Source organism: Methylobacterium haplocladii, assembly GCF_007992175.1.
Lineage (GTDB): Bacteria > Pseudomonadota > Alphaproteobacteria > Rhizobiales > Beijerinckiaceae > Methylobacterium > Methylobacterium haplocladii.
Map to the genome: position 1 here is coordinate 91,915 of NZ_BJZT01000018.1, position 24,617 is coordinate 116,531.

Consider the following 24,617-nt stretch of genomic DNA (forward strand, 5'->3'; position numbering starts at 1 on the left):
TCTCGGCGTCCATTCCGTCAGCCTTCGAGGGCATCTACGAACAGCGTCATCGCCAGCAGATCCGCAGCCCCGCCGGGGCTGAGCCGCCGGGCGACGAAGTCGCGATGAAGTTTCTTCGCGTGGTCCCGCCAGCCTGGCTGCCCGACGCCGCCGGCGGCAATGAAAGCCGCAGCGGACTGCCGTGCGAACTCCAAGCCGTCCACCCCGCCCCTGTGAAGCAGGTTCGTATCCTCGGTGACGGCGATCAACGAAAGGCACGCCTCGACCCGCGCCGCCTCCGGCTCGTCGAGCCGTAACCGTGTCCCACGCAGCAGGGCCGGAAGCCCCACGCGATAGACCGTCGGAAATCCCGCCGCCGCCTCGGCGGGCGCTCCGCCGACCCCGTGCCGTCGCCGCGCCTGCGCCCCCGGCGCATGCAGCAGGACCGGGCCGGCCAGGATGCCCCTGGCATGCCGGTCGGCGACGTGGGCGCCGAGGGCACCGGCGGCAATCGGCACGGTTCCGGCTCCCAGGGCACCGGCCGCGGCGGCGAGCAGACCGAGCCCGAAGATCGCCCCGCGATGGGTGTTCACGCCCCCCGTCGCGTCCCGCATCGCAGCCTCGGCCTCGATCCCGATCCGCCTCAGGGCATCCATGCCGAGAGCGTCGTTCCCTGCCTGAGCCAACCGGCGAAAGAACGGTTCGAGCGCCGTGCAGCTCGCCGCGAACGTCGCCGCATCCATGTCGTCGTGGCTGCCGCTGTCGATCGGACTGACGAGGCCGGGCTTGGGGTAGGTGTCGAGTTCGCGCCGCAGCGCCTCTACTGCGCGCCGGGCGATGAAGGCGGCGTCGCATGGCGGCGGCGCGATCCGCAGAGCGCCGGCGGCGATCACGCGCGCGTCCTCGCGCGCAACGCCGCGACGGGGCGCATCTCCAGGCGATCGATGTGCTTGCCGAGCACTTCGCCGCCCTCCGGCGTCTCCAAAAGCTCGCGCCAGTGGATGCCGGCGCCGTCCGGCAGCAGGATTTCGCCGTCGAGGCGCATCGGTGCGGTGTCGGCGATGCGGGCGAGGCCGTCGAGCAGGCCGGTGGGCAGCGTCGAGGTGGTGAGCCGCCAGAGAATGTCGAGATCCGAAGCGTCCGACAGATAGGCAAGGCCCGTTGCCGCCTGCCAGAGCAGACCGCCGAAGGGGCGCGGAACGATGCCGTAGCGCACGCCGACGGCAATCAAGAGATCGATGGTCGCACACCACGATGCGGGGGCAGCCGTCCGCGCGTCCTGCAGCGTCGGCGTCGCGTATGGCGCGAAATCCCCCGCCAAAAACGCGAGTGAAATCCGACGCTTGCCGTCAGCCGGCGGCAACGGCAGGCCGAGCGGGACGCGGTCCCGGTCCTCGCCGGGTCCGAAGCGGCGGACGATCAGCGGCCGGCCCGCTTCCGCCCATTCCGCGACGTGAGGCACGCCGCCGAGATCCCGCCGCTCCGCCAGCATGGCGGCCCAAGCCACCGGCGCGACACGGACGAGGTCGTGCCGCCGAAAGTCCCAAGAAGGATCAACCGGCACGGGCCTGCCCCGCGACGCGCGCGGCGATGTCGCGTGCGACCGGCCGGCCGCCGCGCTCCTGGCCGAGCCGGTCGCGGACGTCGTGTGACGGCAGGTCGGCGATCAGGCCGAGGATCTGGGCATGCAGGGGTCTCTCCGGGTCGAGCACGACATGGACCGCGCCGGCGGCGACCATGTTGTCGAGGCCCGGTGCGAAAACCGGAGTGGATTTCGCCATCTGCTGGAGCTTCTCCAGCGGCAGCTTGGTGACGCGGGCGACCGAGGGCAGGTCCATCACGCTGGGGTTCGCTCCGGGCAGAGCCGCGAGCACCCGCGTCGCCAGGGCCGTAGCAATGAACGCGCCGGCCGCCGAGTGGCCGTAGATCAGGCCGATGGTCGGGTGGCCGGAGCGGTCGGCGAGCAGCAGCGCCTTGGCGAGATGCGCGAGGCACTCGTTGAGGCCCAGCAACTCGTCGCGGCGGCTCATGCGCTGGCTGTCGGAATCGATCGCGACGAGGATCGGCGCCTTGTCGGCGGCCCGCATCACGTCGAGCACGGCGGCGGAGAGCGTCAGCGCGCCGTCGACGCCGAGCGGCGTGTCGCCGTCGATGCCGACCACGTGCAACGTTCGGCCGTCGAGCGGGCCGTGCCCGGTGACGAGGCCGTCGGCGACGGTGACGCCATGCCCTTCCGGGAACAGCGAAGCGAGGATGTCAGCGAGCGTCATGCGAGGCCTCCGTCACGCCGGCTGCGATTTCCTGGAAGGCTGCGTCGGTCATCGCCGGCACGGCGTCGGGATCATTGATCCCGAGCTGTGCCCAGATTTCGGTGGCGTCCCGACATGCGCCGAAGCGGTGCAGGCGCGCTTCGAGCCGGCCCTGCTCGGCCTCCAGCATGGCGAGGTCGAAGCGCGGCGCCGTTTCGATGAGGTCGATGGCGGCCTGACGGAAGGCGGCGACGGTGTCTTCGCAATAGGCGTCGGCGCTCCCGGTGAGACGGCGATGCTTTCCGCCCATGGTGCGCCAGACCAGCGCCCGGTCGCGGGAATCGAACTCTTCCGCACCCTTGTTGGTCTCGATCACCTCCGGCCCCGATACGGAGATCCGCCCGCTCTCCGAGACCGCGAGCCGTGAGCAGGTACCTGCGATGAGGCCGCCGCCGCCGAAGCAGCCGGCACGGCCGCCGATCAGGCCGATCACCGAGATGCCGGCGGCCCGGGCGTCCGTGATGGCACGCATGGTTTCGGCGATGGCGGTCTCGCCGGCATTGGCCTCCTGCAGGCGCACGCCGCCGGTGTCGAACAGGATCAGCACGGCCGCGGGCTTCACGTCGAGCGCCGCCCGCAGCAGGCCGACGAGCTTGGCCCCGTGGATCTCGCCGAAGGCCCCGCCCATGAAGCGGCCTTCCTGCGCGGCGGCGAGCACGGATTTGCCGCCGAGGGTGCCACGGCCGACGACGATGCCGTCGTCGAAGGCGCGCGGCAGGTCGAACAGCGGCAGGTGCGGGCTCATCGCCCGCTCGGCCGGACCGACGAATTCTTCGAAGGTGCCGGCGTCGAGCAGGTTCGCCACGCGCTGGCGGGCGCTGGCCTCGTACCAGCTCAAGGTCTGGGGATCGGTCACGTCGGGCATGGTTCAGCCCTCCATCAGGCGCGCGCCCTGCAACAGGCGCAGGGAGACCGTATCGGGGCGGGCGCCGCCGTCGTTGATGCTGATGCGCAGGCCGCCGGGCTGCGCGCGGGCGACGAAGTCGGCCACCACCGCTTCCCAGACGTCGCCGTAGCCGCCGATCGGCGTCTCGACGGCGACCTCGCAGGCATTCGGCGGCAGCACCCGCTCCAGCAGGACTTCGAGGTTGCCGGAGGCGACCACCCCGGTGATGGCTAGGGGTTTTGCGCCGGCGAGCGGGGTCTTGGTGGTGTGGCGGAAGGTCAGGCTTTCCATCGACAGCTCCTGTCGGGCGTCTTTCGGTTCGAACGATCACACCGTCATTGCTTCGCTGCGCTCGCAATGACGGGAGATACGTCATGGGCTCACCAATTCCGGAACCGGGCCGGCGGCTCGTAGAGGCCACCCGACCAGTGGACGAGGTCCTTGATCGACTTCGCGGCGAGCAAGGAGCGGTCGGCGTCGAGCGGTTCGATGCCGAGATCTTCGGGCCTGCGAATGATGCCCCGCCCGCGCAGTTCGTCGACCTTCGCCCGGTCGCGCCCGCGCCCGACCTCGGTGTAGCCGGCGACGCCGCGGATCGCCTGCTCGCGGTCGTCCGCATCGCGGCAGAGCAGGAGGTTGGCGATGCCCTCCTCGGTGACGACGTGGGTGACGTCGTCGGCGTAGACCATGACCGGAGCGAGCTCCAGGCCGGTCTTCCTTGCGAGTTCCAGGGCGTCGAGTTTTTCGACGAAGGTCGGCACCAGCTTGTCGCCGAAGGTCTCGACGAGCTGCACCACGAGCTTGCGTCCGCGCCGCAGCGCCGGATCGCCGGTGCCGCCGGCCTCCCGCCCCGCCTTCATCCAGGTGTCGGAGGGGTGGCGGCGGCCATGCGGGTCGGAGCCCATGTTCGGGGCGCCCCCGAAGCCGGCCACCCGGTTCGTGGTGACGGTGGAGGAATTGCCCATCAGGTCGATCTGCAGCGTCGAGCCGATGAACAGGTCGCAAGCATAGAGCCCGGCCGTCTGGCAGAAGGCGCGGTTCGAGCGGAGCGACCCGTCGGCGCCGGTGAAGAAGATGTCCGGCCGCTCGCGGATGTAACGGTCCATGCCGACTTCCGAGCCGAAGCAATGCACCTGTTTCACCCAGCCCGACTCGATCGCCGGGATCAGGGTCGGGTGCGGGTTCAGCGCCCAGTGCGTGGCGATCTGCCCTTTCAGCCCGAGCCGTTCGCCGTAGGTCGGCAGCAGCAGCTCGATGGCGGCCGTGCCGAAGCCGATGCCGTGGTTGAGCCGGCGGATGGCGTACTCGGCATAGATGCCCTTGATCGCCATCATGGCCATCAGGATCTGAGTCTCGGTCATCGCCGCCGGGTCGCGGGTGAAGAGCGGCTCGACGTAGAACGGCTTGTCGGCCTCCACGACGAAGTCGACACGGTCGCCGGGGATGTCGACGCGGGGCACGCGCTCGACGAGTTCGTTGACCTGGGCGATCACCACGCCGTTCTTGAAGGCGGTCGCCTCGACCACCGTCGGCGTGTCCTCGGTGTTGGGCCCCGTATAGAGGTTGCCGTCGCGGTCGGCCGAGACGCCGGCAATCAGGGCGACGTGCGGCGTCAGGTCGACGAAGTAGCGGGCGAACAGCTCCAGGTAGGTGTGGACCGCCCCGAGTTCGATCTGTCCGCCATAGAGCATTTTCGCGATACGGCCGCCCTGCGGACCGGAATACGAATAGTCGAGCCGCTTCGCGATGCCGGTCTCGAACACGTCGAGATGCTCGGGCAGCACGATGCCCGACTGCACCATGTGCAGGTCGAGCACCTTGGCCGGATCGCAGGCGGCGAGGCCGCGGGCGAGGCAATCCGCCTGCTTCTGGTTGTCGCCCTCGAGGCAGACCCGGTCGCCGGGCTTCAGGACCGCTTCGAGCAGATCCACGACGGACGCCGCCGGCACGACCTTGCCCTCGGCATGGGCGCGGCCCGCTTCGATCCGGGCGTCGCGGGCCGTTCTCTCGCTGCGCCAGTTCGCCATGCGCTGCCTCCAGGGCCTGTTTGCGTGCACGGAACCGTCGGGATTCCGGGTTTCGGCATTCGGATGCCGGTATCTGCAATCAATATGTATCCCATCTTGCGAATCTGTCAATATCCTGCATACTATCGGGGCGCCATAAAATCATAAGAAATACGGTGAGGAGAAAAATGATGGCTTGTGTATACGTAAGGCCGCGCTTGCGGGTCGTGGACGCCCATGGATGCGATCCTGTCTCGGCCGGAGGGCAGCGCCCATGATCATCCTCGGCGTCGCCCTCCTCGCCGCCTGCACGCTGATCGGCGTCTTTCTCGGCGACCTCCTCGGAATCGCCCTAGGCGTGAAGGCCAATGTCGGCGGTGTCGGCTTGGCCATGATCCTTCTCATCGCCGCGCGCGCCTGGCTCAAGAGCCGCGGTCGTCTGGGCAAGGGCATCACCCTCGGCGTCGAATTCTGGGCCGCCCTCTACATTCCCATCGTCGTAGCCATGGCCGCGCAACAGAACGTGGTCGCCGCGGCGAGCGGCGGGCCGATCGTGTTGATCGCCGCCACCGGCTCGCTGGTGACCTGCTTCGCCGCGGTGGCGCTGCTCAGCCGGCTCAGCCCGGGTGACGCGACGAGCGAGGCGTTCGAGCGCGGCGGCTCCATCGTCGGCGGAAGCGCAGACGACGAGCTGCCGGCACGGCCGATCCCCGCCCCTGCCCCCACCGTGCCCGCAGCGAAGGAGTGAGCGCCATGCTCCACATGATCGAACACGTCTTCGTCGAGCAGAGCCTGGTCGCGGCCTTCGCCGTCGTCGGCGCGCTGATGCTGTTCTCGAACTTCGCCGCCAAGCGCCTCACGGCGGGGCGCGTGCACGGATCGGCCATCGCCATCGTCCTCGGACTGGTACTCGCGTATTTGGCCGGGCTCTACACCGGCGGCAAGAAGGGCGTCGCCGATATCCCGGCGCTCGCCGGAATCGGCCTGATGGGCGGGGCGATGCTGCGCGACTTCGCCATCGTCGCCACGGCCTTCGAGGTCGACGTGGCCGAGGCCAAGCGCGCCGGGCTCGTCGGCGTGGTGGCGCTCGGCCTCGGCACGCTGCTGCCCTTCGTCATCGGCGCATTGACGGCGGTGGCCTTTGGCTATCACGACGCGGTCTCGATCACGACGATCGGCGCGGGCGCGATCACCTACATCGTCGGCCCGGTCACCGGCGCTGCGATCGGCGCGGATTCGACGGTGATGGCGCTGTCCATCGCCACCGGCGTCACCAAGGCGGTGATGGTGATGGTCGGCACGCCGCTGGTGGCGAAGCTGATCGGCCTCAACAACCCGCGCTCGGCCATGGCGTATGGCGGCCTGATGGGCACGGTCAGCGGCGTCGCCGGAGGCCTCGCCGCCACCGACCCGCGCCTCGTCCCCTACGGCGCCCTGACCGCGACCTTCCACACCGGCATCGGGTGCCTGGTGGGGCCGTCGATCCTGTTCCTGACGGTGCGGGCGATCGTCGGCGGCTAACGGGGCGGTGGGGCTCAGCGTGCGCCGGCACCGCGTCCCAGCACGCCCCGGATGACGCTCCAGGTGGAAGGGCTGAGACCCTGATCGCCACGGAGCCGTCGGCCGTCGGCGCGGTCCAACGCCTCGATCTGCTCCGAACAGCTCCGGGCTGCCCTGGCCGCAACCGGCCCGCGCGATCCGCCTCCGTCGCTCAGCTCGAAGCGCAGGCATTCGGCGAGATTCTGCTTGAGATCGTCGAAGGCTGCGGCCCGCGCGGACGAGGTCAGGACAACGAACAGCAGGACGGTCCGGGCGAGCATCAGGCATTCCGTTGGAGGTCGGTCGATGCCACAACGCCCCGAAGCGGCATCGGTGGCCGTCCTTCTCGCTGGTCTCCAAGCGGCCGTTCCGAAGCTCGACAGCGCCCCCGGAAGGATGGCGCTGTCGAGAGAGGCTAGCGCGTCGACGGCAGCAGCATGTCGGGGAGCCAGAGGGCGACGCCCGGAGCGAGGCAGAGGATCAGGATCGCGATCGCCATCAGGATCACGAAGGGCAGCGTGCCCCAGATGATGTCCGAGAGCGGGATGTCGGGGGCGATGTTCTTGATGACGAAGATGTTGAGTCCCACCGGCGGGTGGATCAGCCCCATCTCCATGGTGATCGTCATCACCACGCCGAACCAGACGAGGTCGAAGCCGGCGGCCTTGAGCGGCGGCAGGATGATCGGCGCCGTCATCAGGATGATCGAGACCGGCGGCAGGAAGAAGCCGAGCAGGATCACCAGTCCCAGGATCGTCACCAGCAGCACCCAGGGCGAGAGCTGCATCGCCACGATCGCCGAGGCGGCCGATTGCGAGATGTGCAGGTAGCTCATCACGTAGGCGTAGAGCAGCGACATGCCGATGATCAGCATCAGCATGGTCGATTCGCGGAGTGTCGCCGTGAGGATCGGGCTGACGTCCTTGATCCGCCAGACGCCGTAGATCAGCGCGATCAGACCCAGCGCCAGCAGGCCGCCGAGGCCGGCCGTCTCCGAAGGCGTGGCATAGCCGCCGTAGAGGGCGACCATCACCCCGGTGAGCAGCACCACGAAGGGCAGCACCCGCGGCAGCGTCGAGAAGCGCTGGCTGAAGCTGAAGTTCTCGTCCTTCAGGATCGGCGAGACCGGCCCGCCGCCTTCCATGATTGCCTTGGCCGCCGCGTATTCGGAGCGGAACCGGTACATCGCCCAGGTCGAGAACAGGCCGACCAGCAGCAGGCCCGGCCCGATGCCGGCGAGGAACAGCCGTCCGAGGGATTGCTCGGCCGCGACCGCGTAGAGGATCATGGTGATCGAGGGCGGCAGCAGGATGCCCAGCGTGCCCCCGGCGGCGATGATCCCGGCCGCGAAGCCCGGCGAGTAGCCGCGCTTGCGCATCTCCGGGATGCCGGCCGAGCCGATGGCCGAGCAGGTCGCCGGGCTCGACCCCGCCATGGCGGCGAAGAGCGCGCAGGCGAAGACGTTGGCGATGCCGAGGCCTCCGGGGATGCGCTGCATCCAGGCATGCATCGCCGAGTAGAGGTCCTGTCCGGCGCGGCTCCGGCCGATCGCGGCGCCCTTCAGGATGAAGAGCGGGATCGAGAGCAGCGTGATCGAGGCCATCTCCTCGTAGACGTTCTGCGTCACCGTATCGAGCGAGGCGCCCGGCATGAAGATGTACATGAACAGCAGGGCGACGAAGCCCAGCGCGAAGGCGATGGGGATGCCGGCCAGCATCGCGCCGAGCGTCGCCCCGGCATAGAGGAAGCCGATCGCGGCGGTACTCATCGCTGGTCTCCGGTGGTGCTGCGCAGCGGGTCGGGGCCGGACGGCGTCAGGCCGGGCCGGTGGTTCATGTCCGCGTTGACGTCGGCGCCGACGCCGATCTTGGGCTTGGCCCATCCGGCCGCGCGCGGGCCGTAGAGGACCGCCTCGGCGATCTGCAGAACGAACTGCACGCTGAGCAGGGTCATGCCCGCCGCCATCAGCATGTAGGGGATCCAGAGCGGCGGCCCCCAGCTCGATTGCGAGGTCTGCCCGTCGACGAAGGCTTCGTGGAACAGCGACCAGCTCTTCCAGGTGAAGAAGGCCACGAAGGCGAGGCTGATCACGTCCGCGCAGAGCAAGCGAATGCGGTTCACGGTAGGCGACAGCAGGCCGGTCAGGGCCTCGATGGCGACGTGCCCGCGCTTGGCCTGCACGGCGGCGGCCGAGAAGAAGGTCGCCCCGACGATGAGGAACACCGCCATCTCGTCCTGCCAGTCGGTCGGCTCCCTGAAGAGATAACGGACCACGACGCTGTAGCTGAGGACCAGGCAGGCGCAGACCAGGGCGGCCCCGCCGGCGAGGAGAATGATCCGGTTCACCAGCTGCAGGGCGCGGTCGACACCGCCGAGGAGGCCGGGGACCCGCGGCTCCGCGGCGGGATTGTCCGGTGCGGCCGTGGCCGCGTCGAAGGCGTGGCTCATAACGGTTGCCCCTCCCGCTGACGCCTCCGGGGCAGTCCGCCGCAACAGACAAGTGTACGCAGTCTGCATACATTTGACTGCGTGCGGCGGCGCGCTTTCGCGCTTGCCCGGAGCCGATCGATGAAAGCGTCGGAATCTGCGGCCTTCGGTATCACGCGACCTGCTCCGCCAGCTTGAGGAGCTCCGCACAGGAGGCGTTCTTGTTGGCGAAGTCCTTCCAGGCCGTCTCGCGGGCGATGTCGCGCCACTTGCCGAGGGTCGCCTCGTCCATGTTCTGGACCTTGGCGCCGGCCTTCGCGAAGACCTGTTCCACCTTGGTATCGTCGGCCTTGGCGCCGTCCTGCCCGAAGGATTCGAGCTCTGCGCCGACGGCCATGATCAGATCCTGCTGGTCCTTCGGCAGGCCCGAGAACACGATCTTCGACATCATGATCGGCTCGAGCATGAACCAGTAGGAGCGCTCGCGGCCGGAGGTCAGCGCCTTCGAGATCTCCTCCAGGCGGAAGGAGATCAGGCTGGTCGAGGAGGTGATGACCGCGTCGCAGGCGCCGGTCTGCATCGCTGCATAGGATTCGTTCGAGGGGATCGAGAGGGTCGCGGCGCCGGCCTGCTTCATCATCAGGTCCATCTCGCGCGAACCGCCGCGGACCTTCAGGCCCTTGGCGTCCTCCGGCACGAGCAGCGGCCGTTCGCGGCTGGCGACGCCCCCCGACTGCCAGACCCAGGAGACGAGGACGATGCCCTTGGCCTCCAGGATCTCGATGAGCTTCTTGCCGACCGGCGCCGACTTCCAGGCCACCGCCTGGGCATAGGACGGCACCAGGGCCGGCATCAGGCCGATGTTCATCTCCGCGACTTCGCCGCCGGCATAGGGGCTCGGATAGAGCGAGAGGTCGAGGGCGCCCTTCCGCATCGCGCTGAACTGCGCGTTGGTCTTCATCAGCGACGAGCCGGGATAGACCTGGACCTCCAGGGCGCCCTTCGAGCGCTCGGCGACCGCAGCCGCGAACTTCCGGCACATCCGATCGCGGAAATCGCCCTCGTCGACGGTGCCGCCGGGGAACTGATGGGAGAGCTTCAGCGTGGTCGCGGCACGGGCGGCGCCGGTGCCGAACTTCAGGAGGGCCGGCGCAGCGAGGCCGGCCGCGACGAGATGGCGGCGTGTCAGGATCATGGCGTTGCTCTCCCGGTAGGGTCGTGCTGTCGTCTGCATCTCTGACGGATGCGAGTCGGCGTAATTTTGCATATTTTCGTATATTTACAAGCAGTATTATTCAGTATCGCATACGAGAATATGATTTTTGCGATGTTGCGTATGCAGTCAGGGGCTCTCGAGCCGGTTGGGGCTTGGGCGCCTGAGAGATGTCGCCTTCGATCCTCCCACGGCAGGAGGTCGACGCCACCCGAAAACGACCGGACGCGCGGGCCGACGCGACGTCGCATGCCTTGACGCCGCCATGCCCCGTCGGCTCAGGTTCGCCGCCGGGTGAAGAGGAACCGAGGAATGGACGGAGAGGCGATCGAGGAGCGCGAGCTGCTCTCGGACCGCATCCACAATGCGCTGACCGACGCGATCACCTCCGGCAGCCTCGCCGCCGGCACGGCGCTCGACGAGCAGGATCTCGCCTCACGCTTCGGCGCCTCGCGCACACCGGTCCGCGAGGCGCTGCGGCAGCTCGCCTTCAACGGCCTCGTGGAATTGCGCCCGCGCCGCGGTGCCGTCGTCACGCGGATGACGCCGGAGCGTATCGCCGACATGTTCGAGACCACCGCCGAGATCGAGGCGATGTGTACCCGGCTGGCGACCTACCGGATGACGCTGCTCGAACGCAGCCGCCTGATCGACCTGCACGATGCCTCGGCCGCGATCGTCGCGGCCGGCGACGTCGACGCCTACGACGCCTTCAACCGGGAATTCCACGAGACCCTGTACAAGGCGACCCACAACGCCTTCATGGCCGAGCAGGCGCTCGGCATCCGCTGGCGCCTCTCGGCCTTCCGCCGCACGCAACTTCGCCACGGCTCCCGCATCCGCTCCTCGCGGGAGGAGCACGGCGAGATCCTCGCCGCGATGGCGCAGGGCGACGGCGAGGCCGCGGCCCGGCGCATGCGCGCGCACATGCTCAACGCCGCGAGCGCGCTCGGCCGGTATATTGCCGAGCAGACCGAGGGTTAGACGGCGGCCCGCAAAGGCGCCATCTGGAACGACGGGCTCGCCACCGCGCCCTTGCGATAGAGCCCGCGATGGGCGCCGTCCGGCACCAGCGCGTCGGTCAGGCCGATCACGGTCTCGGCCGCACCGAGCAGCACGGCGCCGTCGGGGGCCAGCGATTTCGCGATCCGCCGCAGCACGTCGCTCTTCGTCGGCATGTCGAAATAGATCAGCACGTTGCGACAGAACACGATGTCGAACGCGCCGAGATGTTCGAAGGGCTGGAGCAGGTTGAGCGGCCGGAAATCGATCATGGCGCCGAGGCCGGGATCGATGCGCCAGCGGTCGCCGACCTGGGTGAAATACTTGACGAGGAGTTGTGCCGGCAGGCCGCGCTGCACCTCGAAATGGCTGTAGAAGCCGGCCTTGGCCTTCTCCAGGATCTCGGTCGAGAGGTCGGTGGCGACGATCTCGACATGCCAGCCCGCGAGCCGCGGCGCGGCCTCCCGCAGCAGCATGGCCAGCGAGTAGGGTTCCTGCCCGCTCGACGAGGCCGCGCTCCAGATGCGCAGGCGGCGTGTCGCGGCCCGTGCCGTGATCGCACCCGGCAGCAGCACGTCGCGGAACAGGTCGAACGGCAGCCGATCGCGGAAGAAGAAGGTCTCGTTAGTGGTCATCGCCTCGACCACCGCCTGCTCGACGCCGCTGCGCGAGGACCGCAGGGCCGTGCAGAGGTCGGCGAGCGTGGCGAGGCCGAACCGGCGGCAGACCGGGCCGAGCCGGCTCTCGATCAGGTAGCGCTTCTCCGGCCCGAGCGCGAGGCCGGAGCGGTCCTTCAGGTAGACCCGCAGATATTCGAAGGCGACGTCGCTCATCGTCCCTGACCCGTCAGCTGCGCCTTGAGGGCCGGCCCGATCTCGGGCAGCGGCAGGACGCCGTGGGCGAGCCCGGCCTTGGCGACGCTGCCGGGCATGCCCCAGACCGTACTCGTGGCCTCGTCCTGCGCCAGCATGATGCCCCCCGCCTCGACGAGCGCGCGCGCGCCGGCCGTGCCGTCGGCGCCCATGCCGGTCAGGACCACGCTCAGCGTTGCCGCCCCGAAGACGGTCGCGGCATCGAAGAACATCACGTCCACTGCCGGACGGCAGAAATTCACCACGGGGCCGTCGTCGAGCCGGATCACCGGCTCGCCGCGGGCGAGGCCCATGTGCCGGCCTCCCGGAGCGACGTAGATCCGTCCGGGCTGCAGGCGCTCGTCCGCCTTGGCCTCGGCCGCCGGCAGGCCGACGCGGGCACCGAGATGCTCGGCGAAGACCGCGGTGAAGACCGGCGGCATATGCTGTACGATCAGGACCGGAACGCTGCGCAGGGTCGCGGCGCCGATCTTCTCCAGCACGTCGCCGACCGCCCGGGGACCGCCGGTCGAGGCGCCGATCAGGAGGCAGCGCGGGGGGACCGTCGTCCGGGGCTTCGGCCGCAGCACGATCGGCGTGGCCGCGCGCGGCGCCGGCGCCGCGAGCGGAGCGGCGCCATGGCTCGACGGGACCACTGCGGCCCGGCGCGCACGCTTGCCGCCGAACAGGCGCACCCGTTCGATCAGGTCGCTCCGGAAGCTGTCGGAGCTGGTGACGCCGCGTGCGCTCTCAGGCTTCGGCAGGTAGTCGACCGCGCCGAGCGCGAGGCATTTCAGGGAGATGTCGGCATTGCGCTGGGTCAGGGTCGACATCATCACGACCTGGAGGCCGGGCACGCGCGCCAGCATCAGCGGCAGCGCCTGCGTCCCGTCCATCTCCGGCATGTCGATGTCGAGGAGCACCACGTCGGGGTCGTGGCGCGCCAGCGCGTCGAGAGCGATCCGGCCGTTCGCGGCGGTGCCGGCGACCTCGAAGCCGGCCTCCGCGAGCCAGCGCGCGACGAGGCCGCGCACCACCGCGGAGTCGTCGGCGATCAGCACCCGGATCGGCGCGGAGGCGGCCGGGAGCGGACCGGAATGGGAGGTGACGGCGAGGGCGGCCGGCATGGGCTGAGCGCTTCCAGGGCGGGGTCGAGGGAGTCGGGGGCGACGGACCTGCGAGCCGGAGGCGGCCAGCGCGGGATCGGAACGGCTGTCTCGGTCGAGAGCCTCAGGCGGCGTGCGCCTCTCTGGGGAATCCGACCTGTTCGAGCTTGGTGATCAGGATGTCCCGGTCGAAGGGCTTCATGATGTATTCGTCGGCGCCCCCATGGAGCGCGCGGGCGATGGCGCCGACGTCGTTCTCGGTGGTGCAGAACAGGACCTTCGGGTGCGCGCCGCCGGGCGAGGCGCGCAACGCCTTGAGGAACTCGTAGCCGTCCATCTTCGGCATGGTCCAATCGAGCAGGATCACGTCCGGCATGGCGGCCGTGCAGAGGGCGAGCGCGGTTTCGCCGTCCTCGGCATCCGAGACCGTGAGGTTCGCGGTCTCGAGGATGCGTCGGGCCACCTTCCGGATGACGGCGGAATCGTCGACGATCAGGGCGGTTCTCATGTCGGGGCTCGGTCTGGGGTCATGAGGATGTCAGGCTGCGAGCGACTCGCCGAAGGCGAGCAGCGCACCGATGTCGAGGATCACCAGCAGGCGTCCGTCGAGGCGGTGGACCGCGGTGGCGAGATCGCGCCAGCGTGCGTCGAGATTGATCGGCACCGGCTCGGAGGTGTCGGCACCGAGCTTGAGCACTTCGCCGACGCCGTCGGTCACGAGGGCGAAGGTCTCGGCTCCCTGCTCCAGGCCGATCGCCATGCAGGCGGCGCCGGGTGCGCGATCGGGCAGGCCGAGGCGGCGGCGCAGGCAGAGCGCCGTGACCACGCGGCCCCGCAGGTTGATCAGGCCGACGATTTCGCGCGGCGCCAGCGGGACGCCCGTCACGCCCGAAGGGACGAAGACGTCGTGGACGCGCTCGATGGCGAGGCCGAACATCGCCTCGCCCACGAGGACGGTGACGTATTCGCGCGGACCCACGGCGACGGCGGGCTCGGCGGCGTTGGTGTTGGCGGCCTGCATGGTGGCGGTTCCGGAGGACATGGGGATCAGGCAGCCTGGTCGAGAGGAGCAGCGTCGAGTTCGGCGAGCGCCGCGACGAGGCCGCTGCGGTCGAACTTCGCCACGAGATCGTTGATCGCCAGGGCCCGCGCCCGCGTGACCGCGTCGGGACCGATGGCACCCGACAGGGCGATCACGGGCAGCCCGGAGATCCGTCCGCCGCCCCTCCGCATCTCGGCGACGAGGTCGAAGCCGCTGCGGACCGGCATCTCCAGATCGGCCACCACCACGGAGATATCCGGATCGGCCTTCAGCCGGGCGATCGCCTCGTCGGCGCCCGCCGCCGTGGCGACGTCGTAGCCCGCGGCCTTCAGCACCGGCGTCAGCAGGTTGCGGAAGAAGGCGGAGTCGTCGACGAGCAGCAGCGTCGGGTTCTTGGCCTTCGCGGCGCGCGGTCCCCGTGCCCAGTCGTCGTAGGCGAGCGGCAGGAAGTGGGCGACGTCGACGATGTCGGTGGCCCGGCCGCGCAGAACGGCAGAGCCGATCAGGTCGGAGCGCTCGGCGACGATCTCGACGTTGAGGTGATCCTCGACGATGTCGACGATCTCGTCGACGACGAGGCCCATCGCGCGGTCGCCGTCCGAGAACACCACCAGCGCCTGGGTGCCCTGCGAGCGGATCACGATGGCGGGGTCGGCCGGCACCAGCGGCATCAGCTTGCCGCGGTACTGGATCAGCGGACGGCCGGCGAGCCACTCGATCTTGCTCGCATCGATCTCCTCGATGCGGGTGACGAGGGAGAGCGGCACGGCCTTGAAGCTGCCGCCGCCCTTGAAGACCAACAGCGTCGCCTTGTCCAAGGCGGCCTCGGCCGCCTCGTCGACCTGCGTCGCGCTATCGCTGGACACGGCACCCTGACCGACCTTGCGCGCGATGCCGTTGGGATCGACGATCAGCACCACGGCGCCGTCGCCGAGGATGGTGTTGCCGGCGAACAGCGGGATGTGACGCAGCTTCGAGGACATCGGCTTCACGACGATCTCTTCCGTGTGGAAGACTTCGTCGACGAGGATGCCGAAGCGCTGGCGCCCGACCTGGGCGACGACGACGAAGCCGGAGACCGGGCCACCCGCCTGGTCCGTGTCCGCCTTCATCAGGCCGGAGAGCGAGGTGATCGGCAGGAGCCGCTCGCGCAGGCGCAGCACGGGCGCGCCGTTGATGTGCTCGACCCGGTGGGTGCCCTCTGCTTCGATCCGCACGAGTTCGAGCACGGCGATCTGCGGCACGGCGTAGCGCTGGCCGCTCGCCTCGACGATCAGCGCCGAGATGATGGCGAGGGTCAGCGGGATCTTGATGGTGAAGGTGGTTCCGGCGCCACGCTGGGTGGCGATGTCGATCATGCCGCCGATCGACTCGATGTTCGTCTTGACGACGTCCATGCCGACGCCGCGGCCGGATACCGAGGTCACGGTCTGGGCCGTCGAGAAGCCGGCGTGGAAGATGAACTTCGCCACCTCGGAATCGCTCATGCGCTCGACGTCGGCCTGGCTGGCGATGCCGCGATCCACCGCCTTGCGGCGGATGGCGACGAGGTCGAGCCCGCGTCCGTCGTCGGCGATCTCGATCGAGATGGTGCCTCCCTCGTGATAGGCCGACAGGCGGATGGTGCCCCCGGCCGGCTTGCCGGCCCGGATGCGTTCGCCCGTCGACTCGATGCCGTGATCGGCCGAGTTGCGGACCATGTGGGTCAGCGGATCCTTGATGAGTTCGAGCACCTGCCGGTCGAGCTCGGTCTCGGCGCCGAGCATCACCAGCTCGATGCCCTTGGACAGTTCTGCCGAGAGGTCGCGCACCACGCGCGGCAGCTTCTGCCAGGCGTTGCCGATCGGCTGCATGCGGGTCTTCATCACGCCATCCTGCAACTCGGCGGTGACGTGGCTGAGCCGCTGCAGCGGAACCTTGTAGCTCGAATCCTCGTGGCGGCGGGCAATCTCGAGCAGCTGGTTGCGGGTCAGCACCAGCTCCGAGACCATGGTCATCAGGTGCTCGAGGGTCTCGACGTTGACCCGGATCGTGCGGTTCTTCTGCGCGGCCGCTTCGGCCTCCGGCGACATCTCGACGGGCTTGGCCTCGGCGGCCGGAGCCTGCGGGGCCGGTGCGGGAGCCGGCGCAGTGGCAGCGGCGGGAGCGGGCGCCTCGGCGACGGGAGTGGGCGCGGTGAGCGGCGGCAGCTCGTCCGGGCCTTCCGCTTCCATGAAGGCGCGCTCGAGATCCTCCAGCGAAACCTCGCCGGGTTTGAGCTCGCGCGCCAGCGCCTGGACCACCAGGGGCGCGGATGCGGGGGCCGCGGCCGGCGGGGTCGCCGGCTCCTGGGACATGGCGTCGAGGGCCTCGATGAGGTCCGCATCCGAGCCTGCCGGCTCGGTGCCGCCGGCTTCGAGGTCGGCCAGGATCGCCTTGAGGCGGTCGAGGGTCGCGAGAATCAGCGTGACGGAGGCGGAGCTGACCGGGAACCCGTCGCGGAACCGGCCCATCAGGTTCTCGGCCGCGTGCGCCAGGGCTTCGAGGCGCGGCAGGCCGAGGAACCCGCAGGTTCCCTTGATGGTGTGGACCAGGCGGAAGATGTTTCGCAGGATCGGCTGGTTGTTGGGATCCTGCTCGAATTTCACGAGCTCGGCATCGACGGTATCGAGATGCTCGGCGCTCTCGGTGAGGAACTCGCGAAGCAGATCGTCCATCGTCCAGTACTCGGTCTACGCGCAGGCATCTGCCGTGCAAAACGGACTGTGACCGAGTTGGGTTAGTGAAGTGTTGCGGGCAGGCGTCCACGGCCGTCCTGTCTTCGGCCATCTTCCCCTGGTTCTGATCAGTGACGGTAACGTACCGGTCACCATGAATGAAAACCGGTATTCGCTACACAAGCTGCACGTGCAACCGTAGCGGCAATCACGACTTGACCGTTCACTCGACTTTGGAGGACTGCGTCGTGCTTGCCTTCGGACCTCTACCTTTGGCGACGGAGGATCGGGTAACCGTGTCCGGACGCTGCACGATCGGCGAGGACAGGGAATTTCCCTGCGTCGTCCACCTCCCGGACAGCGAGACCGCAGAGGTGACCTGCGATTACCTCGCGTCGGACGACGACATCGGCCGCGAAGTGATCTGTTACGTCGACGGCATCGGACTGATCGCCGGAAGCATCCGCGAACTGACCGAGACCGGCTTCGTCATCGGCGTCGAGGTCAATGCGGGGCGACAGGCCCGGATCGAGGCACGCCTGACCTGGCTCCGCAGCAACGTCGACGGGCTGTCCGACCGGCGCGCCGGCGCCCGCATCGTGCCCAAGCAGCGCCGTACCACGGTGAAATGGCCGGACGGCCGGTCCCTCGCCGCCGAGATCGCCGACCTGTCGATGTCGGGCGCCGGGCTGGTGGTCGCCGAGAGGCCGAACGTCGGCGCCGTGGTCACCGTCGGCAAGCGCTACGCCACGGTCATCCGCCACAAGGACGACGGCATCGGTGTCGCCTTCCGGCTGCCGTTCAGCGTCGAGACGTTCAACGAGCAGGTGGTGCTGTAAAGATTACCCCGAACAATTCCGGAACCTTCGACCGTCGTTCCGAGCGCGGTGAAGCGATCCAGGGCCGCATCCCGAACGATGGGTTCGCGCCTCCGCGTCGCTTCGCTGCGCTCGCAATGACGAAGGCGGCGGCGATAGGCCGGTCCTACGCCAGCGCCGTATCCGAAGGCTCGCTGTCCGACGGGCGGTCGTCCTCGGAGGTCGGGGCATTGGCCGGAGCCGGCTCCACGGAGGCTTCGGTCGGGGCGGCGCGGATCGTGACCGCGTCGCCCTCGATCGCAAACGTCACCTTCATCGCGGCCGCGCGGGCGACGAGGCCGGCGTAGTAGGCCAGGATGCCGTGGGAATCGACGGCGCCGTCCTCGGGCGTGCCGGCGATCAACTCTTCGGCATGGGGCGGGATCCGGGCGTGCGAGCCCTTGGCCACGATCACGATCTCGGGTGCGTCGCCGGTGCCGGTGACCGTCACGTCGATCAGGCCGCCGCGCGGGATCGCGGTGTTGGAGATCACCACGAGGTTCAGCAGCAGCTTGACCTTGTTCTTCGGGAACAGGGCCACCGGCGCGCTCCAGGCGATGTCCGGCTTCTCATCCGCGAACATGTTGCGGGTCAGCTTCTCGGCGTCGGCTAGGTCGATCGCCGCACCCGCCGAGCCCGAAGCGCCGAAGGCGATCCTGGCGAACTGCACCCGGGCCGAGGCGGTACGCGCGCTCTTGCGGATCAGGTCGAGAGCGAATTCCCGCATCGACGGATCGTTGTCGTCCTCGAGCACCTCGAGCCCGTTGTTGATCGCCCCGACGGGGCTGATCAGGTCGTGGCAGACCCGCGAGCACAGCAGCGCCGAGAGATCGAGGGCGTCGAGGGTGAGGCTGGCCATGGTGCGGCTCCGCGATGAGTTCTGTCGGGCGTGCGCTGCGTGTCCGGCACCGATAGACACCGGGGCCTGCTTTGAAAAGCGTCAGCGGTTCTCGACGAGACGTGTCGACAAGCGCCGGCCTTCGGGGCATGACCACAGGGATGAGTGCTTCCGCCTCACAACCGCGTCCTGCGTCACGCCCTCGCCTGACCGCGCCCGTCTCGGGTCCGGTGCGCGACGCCATCGCGGCGGGCCTCGCCGAGATCGCCTGCGGGGCCGGTGAGATCCTGCGCGGCTACCATGGCGGCGACTGCCCGCATAAGCTCAAGCCCGACGGGTCCCCGGCCAGCCTCGCCGATGCTCGCTCGGAGGAATTCATCGTCGAGGCGTTGACCCAGCGCTGGCCCGGCATCCCGGTCATCGCCGAGGAAAACAGCTGCGAGGCCGCCACCGCCGAGCTGTTCTTCCTGGTCGATCCCCTCGACGGCACCCGCGATTTTTTGGCCGGCATTCCCGAATACAGCGTCAATATCGGCCTGATCTGCAACGACCGGCCGATCGCGGCGGCGCTGGCCGCGCCCGGTCTGTTCCGCGTCTGGTACGCCGGCACCGAGGCCGTCGAGGCTCCGATCCGCAAGGGCCGCCCCGGCGAGCCGCGCCCGATCGCGGTACGGGCCCCGCCGCGCGACGGGCTCGTTGCCCTGGTGAGCCGGATGCACGGCGACCGCGACACCGACAACTGCCTCGACGGCCTGCCCATCGCCCTGCGGCGGGTGGCCTCCTCGGCGCTCAAGTTCGGCCTGCTCGCTGCCGGCGAGGCCGATGTCTACGTGCGCTGCGTGCCGACGATGGAATGGGACACGGCGGCCGGCGACCACATCCTCGCCGTCGCAGGCGGCTGCGTGGTCGGACCGGACGGCGAGCGGCTCACCTACGGCCACCGCTCGCGGCTCTACCGCAACGGCCCCTTCGCGGCCTTCGGCGCGTGCGGGCAGGCGCCTGCCGTCGCGTTACCCGAGCGCTGCACGGTGAGCTACCGCGAGCGTCGCCGGGCCGGAGAAGCCACACCGGACGAAACCTCCGCGAGATCGTGACGCGGCGTTAACCTTGTCTTGCCGCGAACCGTCCATACTCCCCCGAATCGAGGGATTCGGCGCGGATTCCGCGCAAGGAGGATCGCGATGTCGACGAAGAAGGTGCCCCACCAGACCCTGTCACGCCGGGCCATGATCCCGGCCCTGCTCGCAGCGCCCGCCGTCCTGCTCCAGGCCGGCCGCGTATCGGCCGCGCGCGAGGATCTCGGCAGGCCCGAATCGTTCCGGCCGGCGGAGATCGTCGACAACGGCCACAAGTTCTTCGGCAGCGTTTCCAGGGGCCTGGCGCTCACCATCGAGGAGGCGACGAAGCGCTGGGGCGAGCCGAACGGCTACATTCTGGGCCAGGAGGCCTCCGGCGCCATCGTCGGCGGCCTGCGCTACGGCGAGGGCACGCTCTACACCCGCAATGCAGGCAACCGACGGATCTACTGGCAGGGGCCGTCCATCGGCTTCGACATGGGCGGCGACGGCGACCGCACCATGATGCTGGTCTACAACCTGCCCGGCCTGCCGGACCTCTACCAGCGCTTCGGCGGGATCGACGGATCCGCCTATTTCGTCGGTGGGTTCGGCATGACGGCCGTCACCAACGACGGCATCGTCGTGGTCCCGATCCGCACCGGCGTCGGCGCCCGCCTCGGCATCAACATCGGCTACCTCAAGTTCACGAGTAAGCCGACCTGGAACCCCTTCTGAGCGCCGGGGCACGCGCGACGGCCGGCATCGGCCTGCCTTGAAGCCGGCCAGAACGCACAATACACGCTGACGGTGCCGTTTTTCCGGTACAAGTCCCCGAGGTTTCACGCATGGGTCCGTCGGCGTGATCGAGACCGTGATGAGCTTCGCGCTCGGCTTCCTTCTGGCAAGCTTGGCCGCGCTCCTGATGCTGCCGGTGTTGAACCGGCGCGCGGCCCGTCTCGCCCGCAGGCGGATCGACGGCCTGTTCCCCCTGTCGATGCAGGAGATCGCCGCCGAGCGCGATGCCCTGCGCGCCGAATTCGCTGTCGCCGAGCGGCGCATGGAGCGCAAGGTCGAGGCAGCCCGCTCGGGCCGCCACACCGACATGGAAACCGTCGGCGCCAAGCTCCTCGAAGTCGCCGCCCTGCAACGTGAGATCGAGGGCCGCGATGCGGCACTGTCTCAACGCAAGGCCGAGATCGAAGAGGCGCATGCCCGGATCTCCGGCCTCGACCGCGACCTCTCCTCGGCCCGCTCCGACGGCGCCGCCGGCCTCGCCGCGCTGACCGCGTTGGAGAACGCCCATCGCGAGATTCTCGTCGACCTCAAGACGGTACGCCGCGAGCGCGACGGCGTGCGCGGCGACTTGCAGGGCGCCCTTGCCCGCGCCGAGGCGTTTCGCGACAAGCAGGTCACCGACGAGACGAGAGGCGCCGAAACGGCCGCGCTCACCGCCTCCCTCGACGAGATCAGCGCCCGTCACGCCGCCGTGACCTCCGAGCGCGACATCCTCGCCGCGAGCCTCGGCGTCGCCGAGGACGCCCTCGCCAAGGCCCTCGCCGCTCGCCACGGCAACGGCGCCGCCCCGAACGAGCGCGACGACGCGGATCTACGCGCGCGGATCGCCGAGGTCGCCGACGCCCTGACGCAGCGCGACCGCCTCCCCTCAGTGGCAAGCTTTCCGCTCCCGGCCGCAGCGCGTTCCTGAGGCGGCTCGCGTGTGCTGCCGCGCTTGCGGCAGCGCGCCCGGCGCAATAAGTCCGCGTTCACCAAACGGCGGCGTCATGCGATCGCCCCGCCCACGCCGCGTTTCCACCACGACGAACCGCCATCCGACGCCGGTTCTCCCATCACGCATCGTCGAGTCGACCCATGGCCTTGAACCTGAAGCCGTTCGCCCTCGCGGCGATCGCCCTCGCCGTCACGACCTCGGCGCAGGCCGTCGAGTCGAAGCGCGGCAACGAAACCCTCAAGAAGTGGTGTACGAACGACTACCTCGTGTATTGCGGCAACATCTCGCCGGACGATCCGGCCATGGACGCCTGTTTCAAGACCAACTGGACGAAGCTCAACGAGAATTGCCGCCGCGCCATCGATGCGTACGCTCCGCCGAACTCCAAGAGCGGCAAGCGCGGCTGATCGTGCAGGGTGGCCATGCGCGCCGGCGCCCTGTTGCGCCGGTGCGCTCGCCACCCGGGCTGAGAACGGCTAAGCTCGGGTTGCCGACATGCCGGACTCCGCGATGCACGCCCGCCCCGAAACTTCAGATACGACGTCGAGACTGGCGCCCAAGCACCTGATTATGCTTGGAATTTCTCTGTGTCTGGTCGCCCTCGCCGCGGGCGGATGCGGCCGTCGCGGCAAGCTTGAGTCACCCTCCGGCGCCACGAGCGAGCGCAGCAGCGGGACCTCCGCTCCCGCCTCCGCCCGCTCGCTGCCCAACAGCGTCGGCGTCGCCTCGGCAGGCGCAGCCCCGGATTCGGACGCCGTCCGCGACGGCGACGAGCTTCCCTTGTCGGCAACCCCGGCCGGCGTCGACAGCGGTGCCCCCGTCCAGACCAACAAGGGCGCGAGGAAGGGTTTCACCGTTCCCAAAGGACCGTTCATCCTCGATCCGATCCTTTGATGCGGGTTTGAGCAGCGCGCCCAACGTTCTCCCGCAGAGGCGAGAGGCGTCGCTGCGGGGCTGCTCGCCCAGGCCGCCCGTTCTGCTAAAGAGCCCTCATGCATCATTTCCGCTACCGTGACGGGCGCCTCCACGCCGAAGATGTCGACCTCACCGCGCTGGCGGAGACGGTCGGCACGCCGTTCTATTGCTACGCCTCCGCCACGCTGGAGCGGCACTTTCGTGTGTTCGCGGAGGCCTTTTCGGGCGACGACGCCCTGACCTGCTTCGCAGTGAAGGCGAACTCGAACCAGGCCGTGCTGGCGACGCTGGCGCGGCTCGGGGCCGGGATGGACATCGTCTCGGAAGGCGAACTGCGGCGCGCGCTCGCAGCGGGCGTGGCGGCGGACAGGATCGTGTTTTCCGGCGTCGGCAAGACCCGCGAAGAAATGGCGGCGGCGCTCCGGGCCGGCATCTTCTGCTTCAACGTCGAGAGCGAGCCCGAACTCGATGCCCTGTCGGAGGTCGCGGTGTCGGTGGGCCGCGCCGCGCCGGTCTCGATCCGGGTGAACCCGGACGTCGACGCGCTGACGCATGCGAAGATCGCCACCGGCAAGTCCGAGAACAAGTTCGGCATCCCGATCGATCGCGCCCGCGAGGTCTATGCCCGCGCCGCGACGCTGTCCGGGCTGTCGATCCACGGCGTCGACATGCATATCGGCAGCCAGATCACCGATCTCGCGCCCTTCGACCGGGCCGGTGCCCGTCTCTCGGCGCTGGCCCGCGACCTGATGAGCGACGGCCATCGACTCAAGCACATCGATTTCGGTGGCGGCCTCGGCATCCCCTATCGCGAGGACAACACCACCCCGCCCGACCCGAGCGCGCTCGCCGAGGTACTGCGCCCGCATTTCCGGCCGCTCGGCCTCAGGCCGGTCTTCGAGATCGGCCGGATGATCTGCGGCAATGCCGGCATCCTGCTCACGCGCGTGATCTACGTGAAGCGCACCGCCGGCCGCACCTTCGTCATCGTCGACGCAGCCATGAACGACCTGATCCGCCCGACCCTCTACGAGGCCTATCACGCACTCCGCCCCGTTACGGAGCCGGCCCCGGATGCGCCCCGCATCGTCGCCGACGTGGTCGGCCCGGTCTGCGAGAGCGGCGACTACCTGGCGCTCGGGCGCGAGATGCCGGCGGTCGCCCCCGGCGACCTGATCGCAGTGATGACCGCCGGCGCCTACGGTGCGGTCCAGGCCAACACCTACAACACCCGGCTCCTGGTCCCGGAGGTTCTGGTGAAGGACGCGGAGGTCGCGGTGGTCAGGCCGCGGACGAGTTATGACGCGTTGATCGGGCTGGACCGGCTGCCGGGGTGGCTGGAGCAGCCGTGACGCTCCGACGCACGGGACATCGCGTGTCCGCCGTCGGACGGCACGCATCACCGCGCGCGTGCTTCGGCCGGCTGCTCTTGACGAAATTCGCGGCGTAGCGCCCCTCGGGCGCTGCCGCCCGAAGCTCTCCGCGGGGCTGGGCAGAAGGGACGGACATGCCGAACACGTTTGGCCTCAACCGCTCGCTCGGCGGTGCGATCGGCGCCATCGCGCTGGTCTCGGTGCTCAGCAGCGGCGCCGTCCTGGTCACCATGACCCAGTTGCACGACGCGACCGAAGCCCTGACCCGGTCGGCACACGTGGTCCGCGGCCTCGATGCGTTCCGCACCGCGATGCTCAATCAGGAAACCGGACTGCGCGGCTACCTCATCACCGGGCGCAGGACCAGCCTCGATCCCTACCTCTCGGGGCGGTCGGCCCTGGACGAAACGGTCAATCGCCTGAGCGCTCTGATCGGCCATGATGCCGAACTGTCGCGCATGCTGGCCGACGCCTCCTCGGCCGCGCGTTCCTGGCAGACGGATATCGGCGAGGCGGCCATTCGGATCGCAGCCGATCCGGCGACACGGCCCGAGGCCGTCCGGATCGAGGCCGACGGATCGGGCAAGCAGCTGTTCGACACCTTTCGCGGAAAGATCGCGGCCATCGAGGCCGTGGAGGAGACCATCCGCGTCGCGCAGAACGAACGTCTCGCGCTGGCCGAGCGCAATGCGAGTCTCGCCTTGTGGGGCGGTGCACTGGTCACGCTCCTGATCTGCGCCGGGATCGGTATCGCGATCAACCGGTTGATCGTCCGCCCGCTCGGGAGCGTG

General features: G+C 69.3%; 27 protein-coding genes. 11 read left to right on the forward strand and 16 right to left on the reverse strand.

The window, feature by feature from the left end:
• Positions 1 to 17: 17 nt before the first annotated feature.
• The 6 genes from mdcB to mdcA all read right to left on the reverse strand — a co-directional run bounded on the left by mdcB (position 18) and on the right by mdcA (position 5,201).
• Positions 18 to 872: a triphosphoribosyl-dephospho-CoA synthase MdcB gene (gene mdcB / locus MHA02_RS09600; RefSeq protein ID WP_147078415.1), complete on the reverse strand. Its 855-nt coding sequence runs from the start codon at positions 870 to 872 to the stop codon at positions 18 to 20.
• Positions 869 to 1,543: a malonate decarboxylase holo-[acyl-carrier-protein] synthase gene (gene mdcG / locus MHA02_RS09605; protein ID WP_280177979.1), complete on the reverse strand. Its 675-nt coding sequence runs from the start codon at positions 1,541 to 1,543 to the stop codon at positions 869 to 871. The genes mdcB and mdcG overlap by 4 nt, the downstream gene beginning before the upstream one ends.
• The gene (gene mdcE / locus MHA02_RS09610) at positions 1,533 to 2,249 is read right to left on the reverse strand and encodes a biotin-independent malonate decarboxylase subunit gamma (protein WP_147078416.1); all 717 of its coding nucleotides are present in this window, start codon (positions 2,247 to 2,249) and stop codon (positions 1,533 to 1,535) included. The genes mdcG and mdcE overlap by 11 nt, the downstream gene beginning before the upstream one ends.
• Complete coding sequence (locus tag MHA02_RS09615) at positions 2,236 to 3,153, reverse strand: biotin-independent malonate decarboxylase subunit beta (protein WP_147078417.1); 918 nt, start codon at positions 3,151 to 3,153, stop codon at positions 2,236 to 2,238. The genes mdcE and MHA02_RS09615 overlap by 14 nt, the downstream gene beginning before the upstream one ends.
• Before the next feature lie 3 nt (positions 3,154 to 3,156).
• On the reverse strand, positions 3,157 to 3,465 hold the full coding sequence (gene mdcC, locus MHA02_RS09620) for a malonate decarboxylase acyl carrier protein (protein WP_147078418.1): 309 nt from the start codon (positions 3,463 to 3,465) through the stop codon (positions 3,157 to 3,159).
• An 89-nt stretch (positions 3,466 to 3,554) separates the two neighbouring features.
• On the reverse strand, positions 3,555 to 5,201 hold the full coding sequence (gene mdcA, locus MHA02_RS09625; protein ID WP_147078419.1) for a malonate decarboxylase subunit alpha: 1,647 nt from the start codon (positions 5,199 to 5,201) through the stop codon (positions 3,555 to 3,557).
• A 253-nt stretch (positions 5,202 to 5,454) separates the two neighbouring features.
• Here mdcA and madL point away from each other — a divergent pair, with 253 nt between their 5' ends.
• Positions 5,455 to 5,928 carry a malonate transporter subunit MadL gene (gene madL, locus MHA02_RS09630; protein WP_147078420.1) on the forward strand — a complete coding sequence of 158 codons (474 nt, stop codon included), beginning with the start codon at positions 5,455 to 5,457 and terminating at the stop codon, positions 5,926 to 5,928.
• A 5-nt stretch (positions 5,929 to 5,933) separates the two neighbouring features.
• On the forward strand, positions 5,934 to 6,701 hold the full coding sequence (gene madM, locus MHA02_RS09635; protein ID WP_147078421.1) for a malonate transporter subunit MadM: 768 nt from the start codon (positions 5,934 to 5,936) through the stop codon (positions 6,699 to 6,701).
• 14 nt (positions 6,702 to 6,715) lie between these two features.
• On the opposite strand, the gene MHA02_RS09640 is transcribed toward madM, so the two are convergent.
• The 4 genes from MHA02_RS09640 to dctP all read right to left on the reverse strand — a co-directional run bounded on the left by MHA02_RS09640 (position 6,716) and on the right by dctP (position 10,341).
• Positions 6,716 to 7,000: a hypothetical protein gene (locus tag MHA02_RS09640; protein ID WP_147078422.1), complete on the reverse strand. Its 285-nt coding sequence runs from the start codon at positions 6,998 to 7,000 to the stop codon at positions 6,716 to 6,718.
• Positions 7,001 to 7,134: 134 nt separating this feature from the next.
• On the reverse strand, positions 7,135 to 8,487 hold the full coding sequence (locus MHA02_RS09645; protein WP_147078423.1) for a TRAP transporter large permease: 1,353 nt from the start codon (positions 8,485 to 8,487) through the stop codon (positions 7,135 to 7,137).
• On the reverse strand, positions 8,484 to 9,167 hold the full coding sequence (locus MHA02_RS09650; RefSeq protein ID WP_147078424.1) for a TRAP transporter small permease: 684 nt from the start codon (positions 9,165 to 9,167) through the stop codon (positions 8,484 to 8,486). Before MHA02_RS09650 ends, MHA02_RS09645 begins: the two co-directional genes overlap by 4 nt.
• A 151-nt stretch (positions 9,168 to 9,318) precedes the next feature.
• The gene (gene dctP / locus MHA02_RS09655; RefSeq protein ID WP_147078425.1) at positions 9,319 to 10,341 is read right to left on the reverse strand and encodes a TRAP transporter substrate-binding protein DctP; all 1,023 of its coding nucleotides are present in this window, start codon (positions 10,339 to 10,341) and stop codon (positions 9,319 to 9,321) included.
• Positions 10,342 to 10,671: 330 nt separating this feature from the next.
• Between dctP and MHA02_RS09660 the strand changes: the two genes are divergently transcribed.
• Complete coding sequence (locus MHA02_RS09660) at positions 10,672 to 11,343, forward strand: GntR family transcriptional regulator (RefSeq protein ID WP_147078426.1); 672 nt, start codon at positions 10,672 to 10,674, stop codon at positions 11,341 to 11,343.
• On the opposite strand, the gene MHA02_RS09665 is transcribed toward MHA02_RS09660, so the two are convergent.
• From MHA02_RS09665 to MHA02_RS09685, 5 genes are all read right to left on the reverse strand, one after another.
• Entirely contained in the window at positions 11,340 to 12,194 is an 855-nt protein-coding gene (locus MHA02_RS09665; RefSeq protein WP_147078427.1) for a CheR family methyltransferase, read from the reverse strand. The two genes, MHA02_RS09660 and MHA02_RS09665, sit on opposite strands and share 4 nt — an antisense overlap.
• Entirely contained in the window at positions 12,191 to 13,339 is a 1,149-nt protein-coding gene (locus MHA02_RS09670; RefSeq protein ID WP_147078428.1) for a protein-glutamate methylesterase/protein-glutamine glutaminase, read from the reverse strand. The genes MHA02_RS09665 and MHA02_RS09670 overlap by 4 nt, the downstream gene beginning before the upstream one ends.
• 103 nt (positions 13,340 to 13,442) lie before the next feature.
• Positions 13,443 to 13,826, reverse strand: coding sequence for a response regulator (locus tag MHA02_RS09675; protein ID WP_147078429.1), 384 nt, complete (start codon positions 13,824 to 13,826; stop codon positions 13,443 to 13,445).
• A gap of 30 nt (positions 13,827 to 13,856) precedes the next feature.
• The gene (locus MHA02_RS09680) at positions 13,857 to 14,339 is read right to left on the reverse strand and encodes a chemotaxis protein CheW (RefSeq protein ID WP_147078449.1); all 483 of its coding nucleotides are present in this window, start codon (positions 14,337 to 14,339) and stop codon (positions 13,857 to 13,859) included.
• 26 nt (positions 14,340 to 14,365) lie between these two features.
• Entirely contained in the window at positions 14,366 to 17,056 is a 2,691-nt protein-coding gene (locus tag MHA02_RS09685) for a hybrid sensor histidine kinase/response regulator (protein WP_147078430.1), read from the reverse strand.
• Positions 17,057 to 17,352: 296 nt separating this feature from the next.
• Between MHA02_RS09685 and MHA02_RS09690 the strand changes: the two genes are divergently transcribed.
• The gene (locus MHA02_RS09690) at positions 17,353 to 17,895 is read left to right on the forward strand and encodes a PilZ domain-containing protein (protein WP_170249146.1); all 543 of its coding nucleotides are present in this window, start codon (positions 17,353 to 17,355) and stop codon (positions 17,893 to 17,895) included.
• Positions 17,896 to 18,040: 145 nt separating this feature from the next.
• Here the strand turns inward: MHA02_RS09690 and chpT are convergent, their stop codons facing one another.
• Positions 18,041 to 18,772, reverse strand: coding sequence for a histidine phosphotransferase ChpT (chpT, locus tag MHA02_RS09695; protein WP_147078432.1), 732 nt, complete (start codon positions 18,770 to 18,772; stop codon positions 18,041 to 18,043).
• Between the two features lie 140 nt (positions 18,773 to 18,912).
• Here chpT and MHA02_RS09700 point away from each other — a divergent pair, with 140 nt between their 5' ends.
• The 7 genes from MHA02_RS09700 to MHA02_RS09730 all read left to right on the forward strand — a co-directional run.
• Entirely contained in the window at positions 18,913 to 19,845 is a 933-nt protein-coding gene (locus MHA02_RS09700) for a 3'(2'),5'-bisphosphate nucleotidase CysQ family protein (protein WP_147078433.1), read from the forward strand.
• 87 nt (positions 19,846 to 19,932) lie between these two features.
• The gene (locus MHA02_RS09705) at positions 19,933 to 20,544 is read left to right on the forward strand and encodes a DUF1134 domain-containing protein (protein ID WP_147078434.1); all 612 of its coding nucleotides are present in this window, start codon (positions 19,933 to 19,935) and stop codon (positions 20,542 to 20,544) included.
• A gap of 124 nt (positions 20,545 to 20,668) precedes the next feature.
• Positions 20,669 to 21,514: a coiled-coil domain-containing protein gene (locus tag MHA02_RS09710; protein ID WP_244612414.1), complete on the forward strand. Its 846-nt coding sequence runs from the start codon at positions 20,669 to 20,671 to the stop codon at positions 21,512 to 21,514.
• Positions 21,515 to 21,678: 164 nt separating this feature from the next.
• Positions 21,679 to 21,945, forward strand: coding sequence for a 3',5'-cyclic-nucleotide phosphodiesterase (locus MHA02_RS09715; protein WP_147078436.1), 267 nt, complete (start codon positions 21,679 to 21,681; stop codon positions 21,943 to 21,945).
• 103 nt (positions 21,946 to 22,048) lie between these two features.
• On the forward strand, positions 22,049 to 22,432 hold the full coding sequence (locus MHA02_RS09720; RefSeq protein WP_238180280.1) for a hypothetical protein: 384 nt from the start codon (positions 22,049 to 22,051) through the stop codon (positions 22,430 to 22,432).
• A 98-nt stretch (positions 22,433 to 22,530) separates the two neighbouring features.
• Positions 22,531 to 23,805 (forward strand): diaminopimelate decarboxylase, encoded by a 1,275-nt coding sequence (gene lysA, locus MHA02_RS09725; RefSeq protein WP_147078437.1) that lies wholly within the window; start codon positions 22,531 to 22,533, stop codon positions 23,803 to 23,805.
• Between the two features lie 155 nt (positions 23,806 to 23,960).
• Positions 23,961 to 24,617: CHASE3 domain-containing protein (locus tag MHA02_RS09730; protein WP_170249148.1), on the forward strand; the 657-nt coding region annotated here is incomplete at its 3' end.

Excerpts from the sequence above, each read along its gene's own strand:
- madM (WP_147078421.1), top strand. The coding sequence starts at position 5,934 with ATGCTCCACATGATCGAACACGTCTTCGTCGAGCAGAGCCTGGTCGCG.
- mdcC (WP_147078418.1), bottom strand. The coding sequence starts at position 3,465 with ATGGAAAGCCTGACCTTCCGCCACACCACCAAGACCCCGCTCGCCGGC.
- MHA02_RS09715 (WP_147078436.1), top strand. The coding sequence starts at position 21,679 with ATGGCCTTGAACCTGAAGCCGTTCGCCCTCGCGGCGATCGCCCTCGCC.
- dctP (WP_147078425.1), bottom strand. The coding sequence starts at position 10,341 with ATGATCCTGACACGCCGCCATCTCGTCGCGGCCGGCCTCGCTGCGCCG.
- mdcA (WP_147078419.1), bottom strand. The coding sequence starts at position 5,201 with ATGGCGAACTGGCGCAGCGAGAGAACGGCCCGCGACGCCCGGATCGAA.
- madL (WP_147078420.1), top strand. The coding sequence starts at position 5,455 with ATGATCATCCTCGGCGTCGCCCTCCTCGCCGCCTGCACGCTGATCGGC.
- MHA02_RS09670 (WP_147078428.1), bottom strand. The coding sequence starts at position 13,339 with ATGCCGGCCGCCCTCGCCGTCACCTCCCATTCCGGTCCGCTCCCGGCC.
- lysA (WP_147078437.1), top strand. The coding sequence starts at position 22,531 with ATGCATCATTTCCGCTACCGTGACGGGCGCCTCCACGCCGAAGATGTC.
- MHA02_RS09675 (WP_147078429.1), bottom strand. The coding sequence starts at position 13,826 with ATGAGAACCGCCCTGATCGTCGACGATTCCGCCGTCATCCGGAAGGTG.
- MHA02_RS09720 (WP_238180280.1), top strand. The coding sequence starts at position 22,049 with ATGCACGCCCGCCCCGAAACTTCAGATACGACGTCGAGACTGGCGCCC.
- MHA02_RS09680 (WP_147078449.1), bottom strand. The coding sequence starts at position 14,339 with ATGCAGGCCGCCAACACCAACGCCGCCGAGCCCGCCGTCGCCGTGGGT.
- MHA02_RS09700 (WP_147078433.1), top strand. The coding sequence starts at position 18,913 with ATGAGTGCTTCCGCCTCACAACCGCGTCCTGCGTCACGCCCTCGCCTG.
- MHA02_RS09645 (WP_147078423.1), bottom strand. The coding sequence starts at position 8,487 with ATGAGTACCGCCGCGATCGGCTTCCTCTATGCCGGGGCGACGCTCGGC.
- MHA02_RS09615 (WP_147078417.1), bottom strand. The coding sequence starts at position 3,153 with ATGCCCGACGTGACCGATCCCCAGACCTTGAGCTGGTACGAGGCCAGC.
- MHA02_RS09650 (WP_147078424.1), bottom strand. The coding sequence starts at position 9,167 with ATGAGCCACGCCTTCGACGCGGCCACGGCCGCACCGGACAATCCCGCC.
- MHA02_RS09705 (WP_147078434.1), top strand. The coding sequence starts at position 19,933 with ATGTCGACGAAGAAGGTGCCCCACCAGACCCTGTCACGCCGGGCCATG.
- MHA02_RS09685 (WP_147078430.1), bottom strand. The coding sequence starts at position 17,056 with ATGGACGATCTGCTTCGCGAGTTCCTCACCGAGAGCGCCGAGCATCTC.
- MHA02_RS09640 (WP_147078422.1), bottom strand. The coding sequence starts at position 7,000 with ATGCTCGCCCGGACCGTCCTGCTGTTCGTTGTCCTGACCTCGTCCGCG.
- chpT (WP_147078432.1), bottom strand. The coding sequence starts at position 18,772 with ATGGCCAGCCTCACCCTCGACGCCCTCGATCTCTCGGCGCTGCTGTGC.
- mdcE (WP_147078416.1), bottom strand. The coding sequence starts at position 2,249 with ATGACGCTCGCTGACATCCTCGCTTCGCTGTTCCCGGAAGGGCATGGC.
- MHA02_RS09665 (WP_147078427.1), bottom strand. The coding sequence starts at position 12,194 with ATGAGCGACGTCGCCTTCGAATATCTGCGGGTCTACCTGAAGGACCGC.
- MHA02_RS09660 (WP_147078426.1), top strand. The coding sequence starts at position 10,672 with ATGGACGGAGAGGCGATCGAGGAGCGCGAGCTGCTCTCGGACCGCATC.